The sequence below is a fragment of the Pauljensenia sp. 20925_1_27 genome (assembly GCF_041432835.1).
Classification (GTDB): Bacteria; Actinomycetota; Actinomycetes; order Actinomycetales; family Actinomycetaceae; genus Pauljensenia.
Genome location: NZ_JAPWAH010000002.1, coordinates 64,211 through 84,377 on the forward strand (window position 1 = coordinate 64,211; position 20,167 = coordinate 84,377).

The following is a 20,167-nucleotide window of genomic DNA, read 5'->3' on the forward strand; positions in this document are numbered from 1 at the left end:
AACCGGCCATCGAAAACCTGACCTTAGGTAGATACCTGTCATACTACGTGACAGGGCACGATCTCACCTTGTCAATACGGAACACTCGCCTTTGACAGTCCCCTCAGCTTTATTTGACGACCGGTCAGGCTAGATCACTCCCGACGCCCCTCGTTGCTTTGTATCCACGAACAGACGATAATCGAGTGGTTCATACCAGGAGGACTGCATGCGATTCTTTCGCGCCCTGTGTGCCACGCTCGGGGCTTTACTCATCACGTCGACGGTCGTATTCGGCGCTCACGCAGCGGACGCCCAGACTCTGTCTGAGGCATACGTCCTCACCAAGGACGGCCAGCTCGTCGACACCTTGACCATCGTCGATCCCTCTCGGACGATGAGTGAATCCGCATGCACGCCCTATGCAGGTAGCTCCACAGACCAGCACGTCGAGTTTGTCACGCGCGACGACGCCACTATCTGCCACATGCAGTTGATGTACACGCGCGCCCAGGATGAATCCGAGTTCACCCTCCAAAACTCGGGGACATTCGTGCTCTCTGCTCGCACTGACCAGACCCTGGCCGCGTATCGAAAGACGTTCGGCGCTTCCCTCACTTTCGTCTCCGTGTCTCTCAGCGTCGAGGGCGAAGTACAGTCCGCAACATCGGGCGCAGCGACCTCTGCAACGACCTACGAAGGACGAGCTCTCTCCGTGTCGACATGGACCGACACTGTCCCGCAGGTCATCACAGTGAATGGAACACTTGCAGCCGGCGGGAATCCGGCCGCAGCGGCCGGCGCGAACGCGCTGAAGGATCCGTGGGGTGCAACCCCCGTGCCCGGAAGTAAAACAGCCTCCGACAACACAACCCCTGCCTCATCCGATTCCGATTCTTCTTCTGGTCCCTCCCTCGGACTCCTGATCGGCTTAATTGTCGGCCTCATCGTCATCGTGCTGGTCGTCGTCATCGTCATTTACGTGGTTCGCTCGAAGCGCTCGAAGGAGTCCGCGCAGGGCGTGGGACAGAGCACGCCTCCGTCCCGCGTGCGTCGCCCGAGCGCCCCTCAGGGGATGCAGGGCTCGGGGCCCTACGCTCCGGAGCGATCCGCAGACATGTCACCACGGACTGCCACCGCCCCGGCGGTGGATCAGGGCCGAGGAGCAACGGTTTCGTCCGAGGAGGCGCGACGCCCCTCCGCAGCCGATTCGTCTGCGCTCGATCTCGCCTCGCTCCCACAGCCCAAGCCGCGTGATACCGGCTTTGTCTGGCAGCACAAGTCGCGTCCCGAACCTGCGGCTCCCGCACCCGAGGCTCCCGTTCAGGCAGCGAAGCCTCCAAAGCGCAGGCGCTCGCGCAACGGGCACCGCCCCGCCGTTTTCCCTGCGCAGCCGACACAGCCGATGCAGCCGATGGCTCAGGGGTCGGATGCACCTGCTGCGAACTATGCTCCGGGGTTCCCCCAGGGGCAGGACGCCACTGCGATTGCAGGCACCCCCCAGCGTCGCTCCGATCGCTATGTGCCCTCAGCTCCCGCAGATCCTGCTCCTGCGCCCGCTCCTGCGCCCGCCCGGGACATCTCGGCTGAGCAGGTCTCGACGGCTAAGGCCGTCACGCGCGAGGCCGAGGTCTACCACGAGCACCCGGCAACTGAGCGTGCACATAGCGAGTCGCGCGTCTCGGACCCTGTGCCGGTGCCGCCCGCAGACCAAGATGATGCTCCTGCAACAATGCTGATCCCGAAGGTTCGGCATGCCGTCGCACCTGAGCCAGAACCCATCGTTGTTCCTCAGCCCGAGCCTAAGCCCGAAGCGATCGTCATCCCCCAGCCTGAACCGGAGCCGGAACCCATCGTCGTTCCTCAGCCCGAGCCTGAACCGATCGTCATCCCCCAGCCCGAACCGGAACCGGAGCCGGAACCCGTCCCCGTACCCGAGCCCGAGCCGGAACCCATCGTCGTTCCTCAGCCCGAGCCCGAGCCAATCATCATCCCCCAGCCCGAACCGGAACCGGAGCCGGAACCCATCGTTGTTCCTCAGCCCGAACCGGAACCCATCATCGTACCCGAGGCCGAACCCGAGACAATTCCGACACCGACGCGCATTCCAATTCCGCGACTCGCGCCGGTCACGATTCCTCAGGTCGCGCCTTCACCCGAGCCCGAACCCGAGCCGATTGCGGTTCCCGAGCCCGAGCCCGAGCCCGAACCGGAACCCATCGTCGCACCCGAGCCCGAGCCGGAGCCGATTGTGGTTCCCGAACCGGAACCCATCGTCGCACCCGAACCCGTCGTCGTACCCGAGCCCGAGCCCGAGCCGGAGCCGATTGTGGTTCCCGAACCGGAACCCATCGTCGCACCCGAGCCCGAGCCCGAGCCGATTGCGGTTCCCGAGCCCGAGCCGATTGCGGTTCCCGAACCGGAACCCATCGTCGCACCCGAGCCCGAGCCGGAGCCGATTGTGGTTCCCGAGCCCGAGCCCGAGCCGATTGCGGTTCCCGAACCCGTCATTGCGCCCGAGCCCGAATCCGCACCTACGCAGCAGGCCTCGTTCGTTCCCGTGATCGATGACGGCGAGCTACCGACCGCCCAGATCCCGCGTGTTCGCCGAGTGAATTCCTTCGATTGGTCTGCACCTTCACGTACGGAGGCCGCACCAGCCGCGCCCGAACAGGCGGCTGCTTCCGTTCCGCCGGCCGCGCCGTACACGCCTGCAACGCCTCGGGTCGCGCAGACACAGGAGCCTCAGACGTCCATGCCGCAGGCTCCGTTCGTGCCGCAGACTCCGGCCATGCCGCAGGCTCCCCAGGCGCCCGTCGCCCCACAGCCGTCCGTCACGCCCCAGGCACCGGCGGTACCCGCCCAATTCCAGGAAGATTGGAACTCCGAATTCTCGTGGAATGAGGAGGCGCGCCGCGAACAGGAGGGCGAGTCGAAGCGCCGCAAGCGCTGGGGTTGGGGCAAGCGCCGCAAGCAGCGCGAGGACCACAACGATGCCATTGAGGCGGAGAACGAGGACCAGGCCTCGTCCGCGCGTATGCCGATGATCTCGGTCGACGCTCAGGACGACGACTGGAACGACTGGCAGAACTGGAACTCGAGGAGCTGATCAGGGCGGGGACCGCTATCGGCGGCCCTCGGCCTCGGCCAGCTCCACGTAGCGGGTGACCTCCGCATCCAGATCATCTTCGTTGGATTCCCCCGTAGCACCCGCTGCGGGGGAATCCTCATCCTCCCCCTGCGCGTAACGCTCCATCAGAAGGCGTTCACGGTAGAGGTGATCCGCGGTCACGCCGATCGTACGGATGAGGGACGCGTTGAGGCTCACGCCCACGATAATGCCGACAATCGGCACAATCTGGGCCATCTTCAGGCCGACGAGTCGCGCTCCGAGAGCCGCGAACAGGGAGTTGACCGACGCGGTGAGCGCATTGTTCCCGATGGTCTCCATCGATCCGCGCCGAGCGAGCTTGCGCATCACCTTGTTGAGGAGGAGCATCGACGTCTCTTTCTCGACGACGAAGGTGCGCCCCTCGCTCTCCGGAGATATCGCCTGGGACAAAACCATCGCGGCGAAAAGGTCTTCCGCGGGGTCTGCGGTGTCGTACCCGTAGTAGGCAGCCGTGTGAGAAACCAGGCGCGTCGCGGATGCCAGGAACGTCATAATGTCGAGTCCGATCGCGCCCGCCACCACGCCGACGCCGGGGGCCGAAGCAACGCCTAGTCCGGCAAGTGCAGCGACCGATCCTCCTGACGCGACGATGCTGCTGATTGCTCCCTCAGTAGCCGCGACTCCGCAATAGCCCACCTTCAGGTGCGGCTTCACTGAGCGAATCTGCGCCAGGCTCAGGTGTCGGATGTCCTCGAGACACTCGATATCACACCCAGCCCGACGGAAAGCCCTCACGATTCGCGCGCGGTTGATCGAAGACTCGGCGGCTGATGTCCCGAGCTCGACGAGCCTGAGGATCCCGGAGGCCACCGCACCAGTGACAGCTGCCCCACCGGGCACCTTGCGGGCAAGAGAAACGGCCTTCGCCAGGGGCGCGAGCAGATACGAGCGAATACGCTGCGAGATCACACGAGGCCTGATGGGGCGAATCTGCGCGGCTTTCCATTCCTGGATTGCGTCCCACTGGGCGAGATCGTCAGTGCTCATGCGCGCACGCATCTCGTCGATCGCGTCGTTCATCTCCTCCGTACTTTCGCTCATGACCATCCCTGCGCACCATCAGGCGGCGGCGTTTTCGCATCCGCAAGCAACGCCGAAGTCTTTCGCCTGATAGAGAGCCACCGCTCTACGCACGGCTCTCAGCCTCGGTCAGTTCGAGGTAGCGAGCGACGTCCTCGTTCAAGTCTCTTCCCTGCGTGGCAACCACGAGGGCAGTCGACGGCTCGCCATTGCCCATCGCGCGACCGTAACGCTCCGCGAGGAAACGTTCCCGGTAGAGGTGATCCGCCGTTTCCCCGATGGTGCGCATGAGCGCCGCGTTGAGCCCTGCGCTCACGACGATTCCTGCGACGGGAACGATCTGCGCGAGCTTGCGGCTGGCCAGACGAACGCCCATCGCGGAGAAGAGTGTTTTCATGGCGCTCACGATCGCGCTTCCGCCGAGCGACTCGAGGGATCCCTTGCGCGCGAGGTCGCGCATCACCTGGTTGAAGGCGAGCATTGTCGCTTGCTTTTCGACGATGAAGTCACGCCCGCTGCCGGCCGGGTCGATCGCCTGGGAGAGCACCATCGTGGAAAAGAGGCGCTCTGAGGGATCCTCGGAGTCGTAGCCGTAGTAGGCCGCGGTGTGCGCGACGAGACGCGTGGCCGCTGCCAGAAAGGTCGTAATATCGACGGCCATCGCCGAGGCCGTGACACCCACGCCGGGCGCCGACGCGACCCCCATGCCGAGCACAGCGGCGAGAGAGCCCCCGGAGGCGAACACGCCGCTGACCGCCCCCTCCGCGGCTGCCGTACCCGAGTATGCGAGGCTCAGGCGAGGCTTGACCGCGAGCACCTGGTCGAGGGGCAGAGAGCGGATGTCTCGCAGGCTTGTCACGTCGTGTCCGGCCGCGCGATAAGCCTTGAGGATGCGCGTGCGGCGCACCGAGGCCTCGGATGCGGAGGCAGCCAGCTCGACCAGTCCGAGGGCTGCGGATGACATAGTTCGGGTCAGTGCTTCCCCGCCGGGGACCTTGCGTGCGATGGACACTGCTTTGCCTACCGGTGCGAGGGCGGCGGACCTCACCTTGTGCGTGATAGCACGGGGGCGTTTGTCACTCAGCTGAGAGGCTTTCCACTGCTGGATTTCGTCCCACTGGGCGGCGTCGGCCTCGCTCATACGCGCACGCAGGTCGTCGTTCACGCGGTCCTCATTCATGCCGGTCTGGTCCATCCTGTCAGCCTACACAGCGAGCGGTCCATCAGCGGCTCGGAGCCGACACGCGCCCTGTTATGCTTGTGATCAGGCAGTCACATTCGGCATCGTTTGAAGGAGATTCCGTGGATTCTCGCTCGTCGCTCATCGACCAGATTAATCTCTTGCACGAGGAGAAGGAACACCAAAAGATCATCGCGCTCATCGAGGGGCAGCCCCCGTCGGTGATGGATTACGAGCTGACGAGTCTGCTGGCGCGCGCCTACATCAACTACGCGCAGCCCTACATGGATTCGTTCCGCGATCACATCACGCACGCGATCGAGCTGCTGCGCAGCGTCGAAGCTGAAGGAATGGCGGACCCTCGCTGGTACTACCGGATTGGCACGGCCCTGTACTGGCAGGACGAGGAGGAGAGCGCGCTGACGTACCTGGAGCAGTGCGTCGCCATGGATCCGACCAACGAGGACGCGCCGGAAATCATCGCCGAATGCAAGGCTGCCATTTCGCGCCGCACCATCGTGCGTCCGCTCAACGTGCAACGGCTAATCGATTACTTCGACCGTAACGACTTCAACTACAGGGTGGAAGACCAGAGCCTGCACATGGGCATCGGGCGCGGCTACTTCATCTTCTCGATCGCGAACGATGGCACGGACCTGAGCATGTGGGCCGCGATCCCCGAGGACGTGTCGATGGAGCTTCGTCAGCGCCTCATTCAGGCGTGCAATGACTGGAACGGGGCGACCACGTGGCCGAAGGTCTACGTGGCGTCGCTGGACGACGGCCGTCAGCGCCTGTGCGCCGAGCAGTTCGTCACCGCCCGCTACGGGCTCACGGACGCGCAGGTCTCGACCAGCATCGAGCGTTTCGTCGCGTCGGCCGAGGCCTTTTTCAAGGATCAGATCGAACGCATTCCCGCCCTGGGTGGGACCCAGGAGTAGCGCTCGTACGCACACGTTTCCCGGCCTCGTCGACATCATGGACGAGGCCGGGGCGTGTGATGCGCTCACGCGCGCGGCGCGTAGACGCTGAGGCCTCCGTCGCTCACGGTGCCGGTGAGGGTCCCATCGTCCGCGACGCGCACGCTCGGGTGGCCGCCGATGACGCATTCCCATTCCTCGCCCACGTGACGCGTTCCCACGTAGAGGGTCTTCTCGGCGGCCATCCGATCGGAGAGGATGACGGCGCAGCCGGAACCGGGGATCTCGTCCTTGCCTTCACGTGCGAAGCCGACCACGTCGGGATCATCGAAGGCATTGTGCTGCGGGCCGACGGCCGCGCGGGCACGGATCCCCATGAGGATCGGCAGCTCGCGCACGGCGGGCAGGTCGTCAGAATCAGGAGAACCGAGGAGGTCACCCCAGAAGACGCAGGGAACCCCGGCCTCGTGGAAGAGGATGAGGGCGTAGGCGGCGGCCTTGAACCAGGGGGCAACCGTGGAGGCCAGGGACTGTCCGGGCTGGGTGTCGTGGTTCTCGACGAACGTGACGGACTGGTCGGGGTGGGACGCTGTCAGCGTGTTCTCCCACAGTCGGGACAAGTCAACGTTGCCGTCCGAAATCGACGCGTCGTGGAGGTGGTAGTGCAGGGGTACGTCGAAGAGCATGGCGTTGGGGACCTCGCGCAGGTATGCCTCGAGTTCGCGCACGTCGCCGCTCCAGTACTCGCCGACGGCGGGTAGGAGGCGGCCCGTGGAGGTGCGCAGGTCGCTCAGCCAGCGCGCGTAGAAGTCGGAGCCGACGTGCTTGACGGCGTCCAGGCGCAGCGCGTCCACGCCGGTCGTCTCGACGTACCAGCGACCCCAGCGGTCCAGCTCCTCGCTGACGCGCGGATCGGTGACGTGCACATCGCAGCCCATGAGGTAGTCGAAGTTGCCGAACTCAGTGTCGACGGACTCGTTCCAGTGCTTGCCTTCGAAGAGCCACAGACCCTTGCGCTGCGTAGCTTCATCCCAGTCGATGCCGTGGAAGCACGTCCAGTCCCACGTGAAGTCTGAGTATGCGCCCGCGCGCCCCGGGAACGTGAAGCGGGTCCACGCCTCAATCGTCTCGGGCTCGCCGATCGCCTCGTGACGGTTCTGGGGGTTGATCGGGGTGGCTCGCACGGTCTCGGTCGCGTCGGCACCCATGCGGTGGTTGAGGACGATGTCGGCGCACACCGCGATACCCGCCTCGTGCAGGGCCTCGATAGCGGCCAGGTACTCGTCCTTCGTCCCGTACTTCGTGGGCACGGAGCCCCTCTGGTCAAACTCGCCCAGGTCGTACAGGTCGTAGACGCCGTAGCCGACGTCATCGATGCCCTCGTGGCCCTTGTAGGCGGGTGGCAGCCAGATGATGGTGACGCCCAGGTCCGCGATCTCTTGGGCGTGCTGGGCGAGGTAGCGCCAGTGGCTGGCGTCCGGTGCCATGTCCCAGGCGAATGCCTGCAGGATCAGGGGGCCCGCCTCAGTCTGGGACGAGGCCAGTGCCGGTTTCGTCGTCTCATTCACCCGCATATGGTGGCAGGTTTCTCCTCCCCCGGGCGCGTGAGGAAGGCAAACAGTGGCGGGGTATACACCGTAACGAGGTCCGGGCTGGGTACTGCTGATGAGCGCGGTCCCAGCCCGGGCCTCGTCGGTGATGTCGTTACTTGCGGCGCCCGAAGATGCCCCTGACACCGCTGGTGACACCCGATGCTGCGCTCACCACACCAACTGCAGCAACCCCAACTCTTCCTTGGAATGCTGCATCGGTAGCCGCCAAGAAACTCTGTTCGTGTTCAACAGAGTCTGCCGCAGCAAGTACTTGCTTCCACATTTCACTGTCGATACCGGGAGGCGGAAGCTCTCGCAGGTGTTTTTTCAATCGAGATGACTGCGACTGAAGCGACATAAAAGTCAAACCGCTCGACACAACGCCGCCAATGACAGGGAGTACCTTTGAGAATCCCTGATTGAAGGCTTTCTTGGTGAGATTGACGCCGATCGAGCGCAAGGTCTTTTTGACAGCCCGATACCACGAGGTCTTCACAAGAAGCTGCTTGGTCACTTGTTTTTTAACAGTGTTCATCACGGTCGAACTCGCGAAAGACGCGAGAGACATGGCCGCGTTTTCAACGTCGAGCATGACGCCAAAGAAGATGGCAATGACACCGATCGTCTCGTCGTCCACATCTTCCTTCGCCCTGAGCAGTTCACGCCAGCCGTAGAGGTAGGCGAGCTTCTGCACAATCCTGAAAGCATGCACGTAGTACTGCGTAAGATCCGCGGGGATTGTCCCAAGCATCGCAAATCCACCGGGGATGCCCGCAGCAAAGGATATTGCTGCGGACTTGTTTGTCTCGTAGGAGATAACTTGCTCAGCCAGCCTATCGAGTTCAGCTAGCGGGATGCCAGCGAACGCAGGGTTGGTGTCGATCGCCCTCCGAATCACCTCTTCGGGCACGCCACGCTCACGCAGTTCCTGGCGCAGGAAATCGTCGCGGCTGATGCGGACACCGGGCACACGTACGACCTTCTTCAGGAATTCGACCGCTTGCTGTTCAGCCTCGCTCCGTTGAGCTGCTGTCAACTCCCCACCACTTGTTTGGCGCTGCAGGTCTCGCCCATTTCCGACGTTTTCACCGTGAGCGCCAGGTTTGTTGAGACTGCCCCACATGCCATTCCTTTACACTCCATTGTCGCCTCAGTACGAGGTCTGGATACGCGACAACTATAACCTAGTTTTCCTCCATGCTGGCGCTCGTGACACACCGTCATTGTGCTCAGGTGTGAGAACGTCAGGAACGGACATACCCTGGTCGTATGTGGATCCTCGCCGCCTGCCTGTCAGCCCTGTTCGCGGGACTGACTGCCATCCTCGCGAAGGCGGGCGTCGCATCGACGAGTTCGACGGTCGCGACGGCGCTGCGCACGGTCGTCGTGGCTGCGGGGGCGTGGGGTATGGCGGCGCTGACGGGAACAGCTTCCGGCGTTACCTCTATCGACGGGACTTCTGCGCTGTTCCTGGTGTTGTCCGGGTTGGCGACGGGGGCCTCGTGGCTGTGCTATTTCGCGGCGCTGTCTCGAGGGGACGTGTCCCGCGTGGCGCCGATCGACAAGCTGTCGACGGTCCTGGCAATCATCCTCGCGCTCATCTTGCTGGGCGAGCCGGTGAGCGTGTGGGGCGCAGCCGGGATTATCGCGATCACGGCGGGGACGCTTCTGATGGTGGAACCCTCTGAGCTATCGGGCCTTCCTCGGGCGCTGCGCGGGGGCGGGAGCTGGCTGACGTTCGCGCTTGCATCCGCTCTGTTTGCCGCGCTGACGTCGATCCTCGGGAAGGTCGGCATTTCGGGGGTTGATCCGACGCTGGGGACGGCGGTGCGCACGCTGGTGGTGCTGGCGATGGCGTGGGTGATCGTTGGCGCGCAGGGGCGGATGGGCGAGGTCCGGTCGATCCCCCGCCGCGAGCTGGCGTTTATCGTCGCCTCGGGCGCTGCGACGTGCGCGTCGTGGCTGGCCTACTATCACGCGCTGAAAGATGGGCCAGCCTCCGTCGTCGTGCCCATCGACAAGCTGTCGATTCTCGTGACCGTCGCGGTGTCAGCCGCCGCGTTTCACGAGCGTTTCACGCGGCGCTACCTGCTAGGCCTCGCTCTCATGTGCGCGGGAACTGCGGCGATGGTGGTGACGTAAGGCCCTTACCCGCACGGCCATCTAGTGGCCTTGTTTTTCTTCCCAGGTGTCGGTGTTGGAGACGGTGAGGTGGTTGAGGGGGAAGGGGCCGGTTGTTTCTGTCGTGGTGACGAGGCCGTTGATGATTTGGGTTTCTCCGGTGAAGGGGTTGGTGGCCGTGCCGCTCCACGTGGTGGTCAGGGTGATGGTGCGGGTGGCGTCGGGGTAGGGGCCGTCAAAGCGTGAGCGCCACCCGTTGGGCGGGGTGTAGTAGTGGCGGATGAGCCTAGGGTCCTTGTTCAGGTCCATGCCCTTCTCGTATGGCATTCCCTGGTAGGCGGTGACGGTGTTCGGGGTGCCGTCACCCCAGTCCCATTCGTAGCTGGTGGCCGTCAAGGTGATGGTGATGTCGTGGCCCAGCAGGTTGATCGTGTGGGTCTGTGTGGGGTGGGTGGCTGCCACGATCGTGGGAATGTACTTGTTCGTAAACGACACCTTCGACGGCCGCTTATGCAAACCCGCACCGTCAGCATGGATGAGAGTGGCTGCGGCCAGCAGGATCTCGCGAGTCGTCGGGACGCGTTGAGGATTGGCGTCCTCTCCATGTTCTGGCGGAGGGTAGGCACATATCGCGACGCGTAAGTAGTCAGGGACATCCGGGTCTTGCGAGTCAGCAGCACAGTGAGCCCAGTCGACGTAGTGATCAGCCTCAGCTGTGGGCGTTCTCGTATTGGACTGACGGATTGTGTCATCCTTCGGAGTAAACACGGGGGACGATTGGACGCTACTCATCAGCGTACTGCTCTGATAGTCCCATAGGGATGTCATGACACCACTTCCGGCAGCATCTGAGTGGTAACCAAATCTTCCCTCAGTCTCACTGTCAGCAAGAGCGATAGAAGGCGCGCTTACAAGCGTGGCAGCCAGAGAAACTGTCACAATTGAGGATACGAATGTTGAGCGTTTATTTTTCATTTTCGCTGATCATCCGTCCTTGTGTTTCGATCCAACGTCCATCTTTCCAGGTCATGAACAGTGATAGAGTGGACGTATATTCATGTTTATTGACGGTTATCTTCTGCCCTTGGCAAGTCACACCTTCGACCGAGGAAATCTGAAGCTTCACACCGATCGTGTTAGCTTGAACATTGCCCTGTTCTTCTCCAACCGGCTCAAGGCGAAATACATGTAGAACTTTTGATTCCGTCCCATAAATCCATCCGTTTTCATAGGCAGTATCAATATCGCGGATGTACGAGGAAGCAAATTCCGATGAAGGATCCGACATGTCCGCCAGTGGTTGCGTATCTCCGGTGTTCCAGGCGTAGATCAGGAGCGCGAGGTAGTGTTCTGCGGCCGCTTCGGCTCCTCGTTCTGTGTTTTCCTTGGCTTCCTCAGGTAACTCAGGCTTGGTGTAGGTGTCTGCCGCAAACTGAGCTGGCCGCACGAGGACGCCGTCTGGACCAACCTGGTAGCCGCCCGACATGGCCGCCTCGCCTGATGCCGACGCGGATGCGGTGGGTGCAGGGGGTGCGGCGGGGGTTGTGGCCGCGACGCTGGGTTTCTCGCCCCAGGCGTGCCACCATCCTTCGGCGACGCCGTTGATGTAGACAGCGAAGACGGCTCCGGCGGCGAGGCACACGTAGACCACGCGCATCGTCCAATAGAACGGCTCGACGTGCAGCCACGCCCAAAGCCGGGGATGAGCCCCCGCGGGCGGGTTGTCGTCACCAACCCCCGGCCCGCTACCGGCCTCAAAGAGCGCATCCCGCGGTGCGGCGTCGTGCCGCAGCTGATCCTCGTCCTCGGTGTCGAGGTGGTCGAATAATGGTGGAACCGTCATGGCGTTGTACTCCTCCACGGTGAGGTGCCCTGCAGCGTACCCCCGTCCTTGGAGGTGCGCCCTACTGTTTCAGGGTACGCGCAGAACCAGCACGAAAAACTAAGAATGCTGCGCAACCATCACGCACATCCTCCCACCCACATTCCCGAAACCGCACGGATGTGCATGAACCAGCCCCGGCCTCGTCCATTCCTGTAGACGATCACGACGGGAGGCCGCCGAGTCAGTTACGGGGTGAACCCACCGAGTGCATCAGACGTTTCCTAAAGGAGCCGATCCAACGCCTCGCGGATCTTCTGCTCCTCCCCGGATCCGATCGTCGGCAGACGCAGGACGGGCACTCCATACGCGGACATGATCGAATCTTTGAGGCCGTCGCGCTTCTGCTGTTTCTGGCTCATGCCGTGGAACGTCCACCCGTCCACCTCGATGGCAAGGAGAAGGCGCTTCGTCACACGCGAGTACACCCCGAAGTCGAGCGCGCTGTCCCGGAACACGAAAACTCGCTGTTCCTCGTTCAAGCGGCGCGTATTCGGCAATGCATCCCGCAGAAACACTTGGGTCTGATAGCCAAAGCGCGCATACCTGGGTTCTGCGAGCACGTCTCGCAGGCATTGTTCCGCAACATTTTCTGCGGGCGAGCGCCGACGATCAGCCCACTTAACCTGAGAATACCGCTCGAGCGACTCGCTATACGCGTTGTAGAGGACGTCGAAAATGGACACGATGTCCGACTGGACGACGGCGCTCGGATCGTACATCTCGATGTACTCGAGCAAGGCTCTCACGTTGTGGCTGAGCCGGACTCCCCCATGCGTGGTCACGACGACGAAGCGGTCTTTGGCTCGCGACACAATCACGTTCGTCAGGGCATCCGCATCGTAGAAGTCTTGCGCGGCCGAGCGGTCGTTGGCGTTGAGGACCGTGGACAGGATGATCGTGCCCGCACCGCGCCCCTGGAATTTGTGCGCGGTCTCAGCCAGCCATCGGGGATGAGCCCCATCGCCGAGGTCGCTACGAATCTGCTTGCTGAGGTTCGTTGCCTGCGCCCGAAACGGAGTCACGACGCCCAACACGAAGTCGCCCGACTCGTCTGCCCCCTCGAGCTCGACGCCGTCCCGGATGCTGCGCATATCCTCAAGGTCGGTGACGATATCGATTTCCCTCTGCGAGAAGAAGCCACTGCCGTGCGATGGGCGTCGCGCGTGGTTTCCGGGCGCAGCATAGACGATCGCGAGCGGATCGGGGGCATCGTCGGCAGGGACGCGCATCGGAATGAGCTGACCGCCGTAGTACATGCGGTTGCAGAACTCGATGATCGCGGGGTGACACCGGTAATGTTCCTTGAGCAGAGTGCTCGGCACCTGCGCAGACTCCGGCATCATCTTGATGGAGTCGAGCAGCGAGAGCGAACGGACGTCGAAGCGCGGCGCGGGCGGCTCCTGCTTGCTCTCATCCCACCCCTGGAAGATCGGGCCGAGCTGCTTGTCGTCACCAACGATGACAGCGTTACGGGCCTTGCTCAGCGCCGCCATCCCCTGGGGGAGCAGCACCTGGGAGGACTCGTCGATGATGATCCAGTCGAGCAGCGCTTCCTCGGCCAGGTTGTTCCGGATCGAAAAACACGTGGACGCCACGATGGGGTAGGTGCGTAGCAGGATGTCCGTCTGTCGCTTGAGCCGCTCGGTTGGACTGAGGCGGCTCGGACGCTCGCGCGTGAATCGCCTGAGCAAGGCGGCATCGAGGACCTCTCGGGAGTGGCGGCGATACTGCGCGCTCACTTCGACGAGGCCGTGGCGGGCAGCGCGGGCCTCGGCCTCCTCGATGCGGTCGGATAGTTCTTGCTCGTGGGCCCGGTAGAAGGCGAGTTGGAGCGCCGACTGGACGTGCGGGTCTCCCAGGTCAACGCCCTTCAAGGAGCCGTAAGCAAAGTAGCGACGCACCCGCTCGATGAAGCCCCGAGGACCACGCCCCACCCTCGGCGCGCAGCGAGCGAGGGCAAGCAGGTCACCGATGACCCCAGAGCGGCGCCTCGAGATAGCCAGATGAGAGATGTCCACAATCGGGCGGCGACTCTCCTGTACCTTTTCCTCAAAAAGACGCCGCTCACGCTGAGCCGCCGTCAGCTGCGCGCGGATCTTCGGAATGTCTCGAGCATCCTCCCATAGAGCGACGAGGCGATCTTCTTCGACCCGCAGCGCAGCTTCGTCGGCTCCGGCAGGCACATCCAACGACGCAGCGGACGCCTTGCGAGCCCAGGCCTCGCGCCTCTGTTCAAGGACACCCTCACGCTCGTGGAATTCCTTGACGCGCTTCGTTTTCCCGAGGTTCGCGACGAGGAAGCCGTAGCCTTCCTCCGTCAGCTTGTCGACGACGTTGTCGACCGCAGAGTTCGCCCCCGCGACGACGCCGACGGTCTTGCCTTGCGCGACCAGGGAGGCGATGAGATTGAGGATCGTCTGCGTTTTACCCGTGCCGGGAGGCCCGTCGATGATGGACAGTTGGTGTGTGAGCGCGGCTCGAATCGCGTTGCGTTGATCGATGTTGGAGGGGAAGGGCATGATCAGTCGATCGCTCGCGCCCGTCTTCGTGGAGGACGTACCGGCGAGGAACGCTTCCAGGGCGGAACGGCGCGGCGCCTGAGGGAGCCACTCCCACACGTTCGCGAGGATCGCCTCGGGCAGCATCTTCTCACCGCCCACCCAGCGGGGATAGTGGGCTGTGGGATCGAGCGTCGCCCCGGCTCGCCCTGCCTGCGCGCGCACTTCCTCGCGGACGTAGTTGAGGGTGGCGGCGTTTTGCCGATCCTCCGCTGTCGCGTACCTTACCCGCACCTCATCGTGTCCGTAGCGATGAAGTTTGAGTGTGCCCTCAGCCGTGCGGTACGCGAGCGTGTAGCGGGGATCGCGCGGGTGGCCGGAGCGGCGGAGCGTCCAGATGATTTCGACATTGGTCCGGCGTTTGCCGCCAACACGAACCTCGTCGAGAGCGTCGACTGTTCGACGCTCGACCTGGTCGTAGAGGCGCGCCCTCTCCTCGCCGTATGGAAACTCTTTGCTGCTGGTGGCGTACCTGACGACGATGCGGTCGCCGTCGCGGCGCGCCTTCGCAATTTTCCAGGTCTCGTCCTGCCAGGTCAGCGTTTCTTTATCGCGAATCAGTACGTGCATCGTGCGCGGATCGACGGGCTCCATGCCACTCCCCCTTGAGGTTTACACCCAGGATAGGCGACTTATCAGACCGGCGGTAGGTTGTTGAACACCCACGTTGAGCCGGGCCGGACGCAGATGTGCATGGTCGTTCATAGACTGCACACATGGGTATATCGCTTGTTTTTCTCCTCGTTGGTCTAGTGGTTGGCGCGCTCCTCGGGTACGCGGGCGCGGTGGCGCGCCGAGCGTCGACGCCTGACCAGGCAGGCACGCTGCGCGCGGAGGTCGCGCGCTGGCAGGCGCGCGCGGAAGAGCTCTCCCGGCGCGTCGATTCTGCCGAGGCACGCTCACAGGGCGATGCTTCCGTCTTGCAGGCGCTCGCCCCCGTCCGAGCGCAGTTGGAGCAGATGACACAGCGGGTTGATCAAATGGAGCAGATCCGCGCGCGTCAGCACGGCGCCCTCGCCGAGCAGCTGCGTGAATCCGCGAGACGCGAGACCGAGCTGGCTCGCACGACCGCCTCACTGGAGGGCGCTCTGCGGTCACGTAGCGCACGCGGCACATGGGGTGAGGTCGAGCTCGCCCGCATCCTGGAGGCTTCCGGCATGACGCCGCACGTGGACTTCGCGGAGCAGCGTTCGATTGGCACGCTCACTCAGGGACGAGGCCGGGGCGCAGTTTCATCGTCGGGCGACCTCGGCCGTCCCGACGTCACGATTCACCTGCCCGGGCAGGGGTTCCTCGCGCTCGACGCGAAGGCCCCCATGGACGCATACCTGCGGGCGTGCGCCATTGAAGAGAGCGGAGAAGACGCCGAATCTCGACGCCGCGCCCAGCTGTCGGCACATGCGAAGGCACTGCGCGCTCACATCGAGGCGCTGGCTGGACGCGACTACGCGCGGTCGCTGGGTGCGTCACCCGAGCTGGTCATCTTGTTTGTCCCATCCGAGGCTGCCCTGTCGGCAGCGCTGCGCGCGGACGCGTCGCTCCTAGACGATGCGATGGCCCGAGGCGTGGCCCTGTGCTCCCCCGTCACGCTTCTGGCGGTCGCGCGCACGTGCGCTACCGCGTGGGCTCGGACGTCGATTAACGAACAGGCGGACCAAGTCATCGCACTTGGCCGCGAGCTATACGAGCGCCTCGGCGTCGTCGCTGGGCACATGGAAAACCTGGGAAAGCACCTGGCCAAGACCGTGGACTTCTACAACAAGACCGTGTCGTCCATGGAAAGCCGCCTCCTGGCCAGTGCACGGTCCGTGAGCGCACTCGAGGAGGCCTCGAAAAAGACCATGACCGTCACGCCCATCGACCCGGACGCCGCCCAGGTCCGTGCTTTCACGAAGCCGGAGTTGACGGACCAGTAAGCATGTCGGCGATCCCATCCAACTGCGCGCGAATCTCCTCGAAGGGGCGGTCCAGGTCGAGCGTCGTCGCGCTGATGCGGTTGCCGCTCATGCGGTAGGTGGCGTCGGGCTGAATGTCCTCGTCGGTCGCAGCGTAGAGCAGCATGCCCGACACCTCGGCGCACTCCCCCGCGCGTTCGAGCGCAATCTGCTTGTTCTTCACGTACGCGAAAATCTGGTACAGGTTCCCCGAATGCACGGTCCTCTTGTCGAAGTTGCTCTGCATCGCGGACGCGTAGTACTTCGCGTCGATGATGAGCACGCGGCCGCGAGCGCTCAGCGTGATGTCACTGCGCATGGCGGGCAGACCCTCCGAGGCCTCGTCGTCCAGTGCCCACTCAATGAAGGAGGCGCTGGCGCGCAGCTGCGGGTGTTCCCTGCGGTAATACTCGAGGATGAACTTCTCGTAGAGGCGGCTCATGCGCTGCTCGTCGAAGAAATCCATCATGCGCGTGGTGCCGTTGCTTTGTGTTTGGAGCAGCCCCTTGACGACCAACCAGCACACCGCCATGAGCATTCGGTACGTGCGGTTGTTGCGGTCGTATCGCATGTTCCAGTCGACCGTGTGCAGGTCGATCTCGCGCACGTCCGCGAAGAAGACCATGAGCTTCTTCAGGCTCTTCTTGCGTGCCCGGGAGATGTCTGTGCGCACGAGCAGCGCGACCGTTGCCTTGATGACGCGGTTCATCGTCGTGTCGACACTGAACTCGTCGTAGGAGCACACCAGCTGGCGGCGCAGAATCGCCTGCGATTTCACGGACTCTGTGACCTCGATCTTGCCGCGCAGGGAGGAGCGCGCCTCGGTTCGACTCACGTACTCCTGTCCGAGGCCTCGTTTGAGTTGCGCTGACACGCCTCGCTCGAGGATGGCGGCGCACAGCTCGGCCGCGTTGTCGAAATCCTCCGTGGCCACGGAACGGTAGCCCTGCTCGGTGAGCGCCGAGAAGGCGTAGGCGAGCATGTGGAAGACGTTGCGGACGCGAATCACCGCAGCGACCTGCGCAGCCTGTCGGTCCACTCGCGGACCTTGCTGGGCTCGTCGAACCAGTATTCCTTGAGCATCGGGATGAGCTCGTAGTCCACGATCGAGGCCAGGGCCGCGTCGGTGCAGTTCTCGTGTTTCATGTTGCAGAAGTAGCTGTGTCCGATGCAGAAGCCCTCGCCGAGGGACTCATCCTCGGCGATCGCACGGTTGAGGGATTCCACCTCGCGCACCAGGGCCTCGAACCTCGGATTGCCGAGGCCGGCGCAGTAGTCGCGGAAGCCGTCGGAGTCGAAAGCGGGGCGCAGTTCCACGAAGGCAAAGCGGCGGCGCAGCGCGTAGTCAAGCATCGCGAGGCTGCGGTCAGCCGTGTTCATCATGCCGATGATGTGGACGTTAGCGGGAACGCTGAACAGTTCGCGGGAGTAGAGGAGCTGGAGTTCATTTCCGCGTTTATCGTTCTCAATGAGCATGAACAGCTCGCCGAAGATCTTGGAGAGGTTGCCGCGGTTAATCTCGTCGATGATGAAAAAGTAGTCGTTCTCCTCATCCTCAGCTGCCTTCTTGCAGAAGGAGTAGAAGGCACCCTTGACCAGCTCGAACCCCGCACCCGAGGGACGATATCCCTCGATGAAATCCTCGTAGGAGTAGCTCTGGTGGAACTGAACGAGCTTGACGCGCGAAACATCCTTGACGCCCATCATCGAGTATGCGAGGCGTTTGGCGACGAATGTCTTACCGACACCGGGCGCACCCTGCAGGATGATGTTCTTCTTTGCTTTCAGCAGGCCCACGATCGCGTCGTATCGATCGCGGTCCATGTAGACGGACATTAAGAACTCCTCAGCGGAATACTCGGGGAATACCGCCGTCGATTCCTCGATGTCAACAGAATCATCACTGTCCAGAAATGAGGTCTCAATTCGCTTAACGAGTTCCTGGTTGTAGGTGATATCGGTGAGTGTCTTCATCGGCAAGCGCTCATCAAGGGGCCACTGTCCCGTGTGTGTCCAGCGAACCTCGCGGATGTTCGGGTAGTGACCGCCGTCCGCGTCGTAGACGTAGTCGCCCGTGACGATACCGCGGCCGATGATCTCCGTGGTGCCTTTCTTGACGAAGACGACGTCGCCCGGCTTCATCTCGTTCGCGAACTGCCACAGGGCGTGGATGTCATTCTTTTGAGTGCCATTTTCGGGGTAGGTCTGAAGCATCTGTTGCTTCAGACCTTGTTTAGTCGCATAAGAGCTGAGATCCCCGACCTCACCCCACGCCAGCCCCATGATGCCGCGCGCGTAGAACTCGTCCCACATGCAGGCTCCTTCTCCGGGGGCGTAGAGCCAGTAGCGCACGGTCTGCACGCCATCGTCGCCGAGAGCCGTCGTCTGAGTTACGCCTTCCTCGTCTTTTTCTTTGTCGACCTCTTTACTCTCACGGTTGACTTGTTCAGCAACTCGCCACGCGCGCTCTGAAAGCTCAGGGAAGGACGAGTACTCGTAGGTTTGGGAGTTCAGCACCGACAGGATACTGTCGCGAATCACCAGATATTCAGCGGCTTCGGGCACTTTCTTTGTTGCCGCGAGCACAGAGCGAATCGATGAAGGCATCCGGTCGGGCAGCGCGAGGAACCAACGGTCACGCGAACTTAGGTTGACGTAGGTGTAGGGGCGAATCCAAAAGAGTCCCATCGTAACGTTCCAGCTGGCGTTGCGTTGTTGGAGAACAGCATCGTAGGCGCGACGGAATACTGCTTCTGTCTGACCAGTCGGCTGATCCGCGTAGGCCAGGGCTGCCGCGAACAAATCCCACAGCCTTTCGATATCTCCATCATCCCGGCGGGCTTGATCATAGAAGGTCGCGTTGATATTGAGCAGGACGGGGACGCCGACGAAATCATCATTGAGCGGAGCGCGTACGCCGAGGGCACCACCGATCCCGTTTGCAACCGCCCGACGCTTGGTATCAGCGAGGCGTCGATTGAAGAGTCCGTAGACCGTAAAGGGATCGATATCCGTCGGATCACCACTGGAATCGAGCGTCGGCAGAGCCATTCCGATTTCCGCGTAGACCTGCCGCAGAGTTGCAATGAGAGCCTGCCGATCGTCCTTGAAGGCGAGCAGTTTGTCCGCTAGTTCCATAAAAAAGCGCGGCCATGAGTACTGGCTATCCGTCGTCATGACGACACCCTACCACCCAGGTGATCGACGACACGATTCGCACTCGTACTCACACAACAGCAAAGCCGGTCCACGCCCTCGCGCGACCCGGCCACTGCCTCGTTCAGGAGTCGCCTTTTAGCGGCACGAGCCATTCCCGTGCTTTCCTGCAGGTCATCCGGAAGCGTGGATGGTCTTGCACGATTTCACGTTGTCGTTCTGCTGGTAACCCAAGTTCATGGAGAACATTGAGAATCACGACAGCGCTTGTCGTATCAACAATGGCAATCAGCTCATCGATGGAATGGCTTGGGGTCTTTCCCTCGTGTGCGAGGTCATTGCCGGATCGTGCTGCAAGCCAAGCAAAATATCACTGTCTTTCCCTCGTGTGCGAGGTCATTGCGAGCTCGCGTCGTTTGCTTCGCCCAATGATCAACGTCTGGCACAAGCTGCCCGATCACTTCCTGATCAAGCCGAGCAGCTAGGGCGAGAAGCCTGTCCCGAACGCTGAGGAGCTACTACAACAATCCAGTTTCGCTATTGCAGCGATTCAAGGCGATCTCTGAGAGTGTTGGTGCAAGCGACGGAGGAACCGCGAAGGACAAGTTCTTTGCAGAAATTGATGGCCCATTGGATGACAGATACGTTGG

The 20,167-nt window shown here is 62.7% G+C and carries 14 protein-coding genes; 4 read left to right on the forward strand and 10 right to left on the reverse strand.

Translation table 11 applies throughout. The features are described 5' to 3' along the window. Positions 1 to 208: 208 nt before the first annotated feature. Entirely contained in the window at positions 209 to 3,088 is a 2,880-nt protein-coding gene (locus O3684_RS01825) for a hypothetical protein (protein ID WP_500064669.1), read from the forward strand. Between the two features lie 15 nt (positions 3,089 to 3,103). On the opposite strand, the gene O3684_RS01830 is transcribed toward O3684_RS01825, so the two are convergent. Both O3684_RS01830 and O3684_RS01835 read right to left on the reverse strand, forming a co-directional pair. Continuing rightward, positions 3,104 to 4,192 (reverse strand): EcsC family protein, encoded by a 1,089-nt coding sequence (locus tag O3684_RS01830; RefSeq protein ID WP_500064671.1) that lies wholly within the window; start codon positions 4,190 to 4,192, stop codon positions 3,104 to 3,106. 85 nt (positions 4,193 to 4,277) lie between these two features. Beyond that, complete coding sequence (locus O3684_RS01835) at positions 4,278 to 5,366, reverse strand: EcsC family protein (RefSeq protein WP_500064672.1); 1,089 nt, start codon at positions 5,364 to 5,366, stop codon at positions 4,278 to 4,280. Positions 5,367 to 5,473: 107 nt separating this feature from the next. On the opposite strand from O3684_RS01835, the gene O3684_RS01840 reads away from it, so the two are divergent. Then, positions 5,474 to 6,292: a YbjN domain-containing protein gene (locus O3684_RS01840; RefSeq protein ID WP_500063026.1), complete on the forward strand. Its 819-nt coding sequence runs from the start codon at positions 5,474 to 5,476 to the stop codon at positions 6,290 to 6,292. Between the two features lie 65 nt (positions 6,293 to 6,357). On the opposite strand, the gene O3684_RS01845 is transcribed toward O3684_RS01840, so the two are convergent. Then, positions 6,358 to 7,845, reverse strand: a complete 1,488-nt coding sequence (locus O3684_RS01845) for an alpha-amylase (protein WP_500064673.1) — start codon at positions 7,843 to 7,845, stop codon at positions 6,358 to 6,360. Between the two features lie 130 nt (positions 7,846 to 7,975). After that, on the reverse strand, positions 7,976 to 8,986 hold the full coding sequence (locus O3684_RS01850) for a hypothetical protein (protein ID WP_500064674.1): 1,011 nt from the start codon (positions 8,984 to 8,986) through the stop codon (positions 7,976 to 7,978). A 146-nt stretch (positions 8,987 to 9,132) separates the two neighbouring features. Here O3684_RS01850 and O3684_RS01855 point away from each other — a divergent pair, with 146 nt between their 5' ends. Next, positions 9,133 to 10,005: an EamA family transporter gene (locus O3684_RS01855; RefSeq protein ID WP_500064676.1), complete on the forward strand. Its 873-nt coding sequence runs from the start codon at positions 9,133 to 9,135 to the stop codon at positions 10,003 to 10,005. 21 nt (positions 10,006 to 10,026) lie between these two features. Here O3684_RS01855 and O3684_RS01860 read toward each other — a convergent pair whose 3' ends face one another. The 3 genes from O3684_RS01860 to O3684_RS01870 form a co-directional block, all read right to left on the reverse strand. After that, positions 10,027 to 10,500 (reverse strand): hypothetical protein, encoded by a 474-nt coding sequence (locus O3684_RS01860; RefSeq protein ID WP_500064678.1) that lies wholly within the window; start codon positions 10,498 to 10,500, stop codon positions 10,027 to 10,029. Between the two features lie 448 nt (positions 10,501 to 10,948). Beyond that, positions 10,949 to 11,827, reverse strand: a complete 879-nt coding sequence (locus tag O3684_RS01865; protein WP_500064679.1) for a DUF6318 family protein — start codon at positions 11,825 to 11,827, stop codon at positions 10,949 to 10,951. A gap of 263 nt (positions 11,828 to 12,090) precedes the next feature. After that, positions 12,091 to 15,021 (reverse strand): AAA domain-containing protein, encoded by a 2,931-nt coding sequence (locus tag O3684_RS01870; protein ID WP_500064681.1) that lies wholly within the window; start codon positions 15,019 to 15,021, stop codon positions 12,091 to 12,093. 122 nt (positions 15,022 to 15,143) lie between these two features. Here O3684_RS01870 and O3684_RS01875 point away from each other — a divergent pair, with 122 nt between their 5' ends. After that, positions 15,144 to 16,343: a DNA recombination protein RmuC gene (locus O3684_RS01875; RefSeq protein ID WP_500064683.1), complete on the forward strand. Its 1,200-nt coding sequence runs from the start codon at positions 15,144 to 15,146 to the stop codon at positions 16,341 to 16,343. On the opposite strand, the gene mcrC is transcribed toward O3684_RS01875, so the two are convergent. The 3 genes from mcrC to O3684_RS01890 all read right to left on the reverse strand — a co-directional run bounded on the left by mcrC (position 16,315) and on the right by O3684_RS01890 (position 19,978). After that, the gene (gene mcrC / locus O3684_RS01880; RefSeq protein WP_500064685.1) at positions 16,315 to 17,400 is read right to left on the reverse strand and encodes a 5-methylcytosine-specific restriction endonuclease system specificity protein McrC; all 1,086 of its coding nucleotides are present in this window, start codon (positions 17,398 to 17,400) and stop codon (positions 16,315 to 16,317) included. The two genes, O3684_RS01875 and mcrC, sit on opposite strands and share 29 nt — an antisense overlap. Continuing rightward, positions 17,367 to 19,538, reverse strand: a complete 2,172-nt coding sequence (locus tag O3684_RS01885; RefSeq protein WP_500064687.1) for a DUF8426 domain-containing protein — start codon at positions 19,536 to 19,538, stop codon at positions 17,367 to 17,369. Before O3684_RS01885 ends, mcrC begins: the two co-directional genes overlap by 34 nt. A gap of 314 nt (positions 19,539 to 19,852) precedes the next feature. Continuing rightward, positions 19,853 to 19,978, reverse strand: a complete 126-nt coding sequence (locus O3684_RS01890; RefSeq protein ID WP_500064688.1) for a hypothetical protein — start codon at positions 19,976 to 19,978, stop codon at positions 19,853 to 19,855. Positions 19,979 to 20,167: the final 189 nt, after the last annotated feature.

What these genes read in the sequence shown, in the direction of transcription:
- O3684_RS01825 (WP_500064669.1), top strand. Translation starts at nt 209, where the DNA reads ATGCGATTCTTTCGCGCCCTGTGTGCCACGCTCGGGGCTTTACTCATC.
- O3684_RS01830 (WP_500064671.1), bottom strand. Translation starts at nt 4,192, where the DNA reads ATGAGCGAAAGTACGGAGGAGATGAACGACGCGATCGACGAGATGCGT.
- O3684_RS01835 (WP_500064672.1), bottom strand. Translation starts at nt 5,366, where the DNA reads ATGGACCAGACCGGCATGAATGAGGACCGCGTGAACGACGACCTGCGT.
- O3684_RS01845 (WP_500064673.1), bottom strand. Translation starts at nt 7,845, where the DNA reads ATGCGGGTGAATGAGACGACGAAACCGGCACTGGCCTCGTCCCAGACT.
- O3684_RS01850 (WP_500064674.1), bottom strand. Translation starts at nt 8,986, where the DNA reads ATGTGGGGCAGTCTCAACAAACCTGGCGCTCACGGTGAAAACGTCGGA.
- O3684_RS01855 (WP_500064676.1), top strand. Translation starts at nt 9,133, where the DNA reads ATGTGGATCCTCGCCGCCTGCCTGTCAGCCCTGTTCGCGGGACTGACT.
- O3684_RS01865 (WP_500064679.1), bottom strand. Translation starts at nt 11,827, where the DNA reads ATGACGGTTCCACCATTATTCGACCACCTCGACACCGAGGACGAGGAT.
- O3684_RS01870 (WP_500064681.1), bottom strand. Translation starts at nt 15,021, where the DNA reads ATGGAGCCCGTCGATCCGCGCACGATGCACGTACTGATTCGCGATAAA.
- O3684_RS01875 (WP_500064683.1), top strand. Translation starts at nt 15,144, where the DNA reads ATGGGTATATCGCTTGTTTTTCTCCTCGTTGGTCTAGTGGTTGGCGCG.
- O3684_RS01885 (WP_500064687.1), bottom strand. Translation starts at nt 19,538, where the DNA reads ATGACGACGGATAGCCAGTACTCATGGCCGCGCTTTTTTATGGAACTA.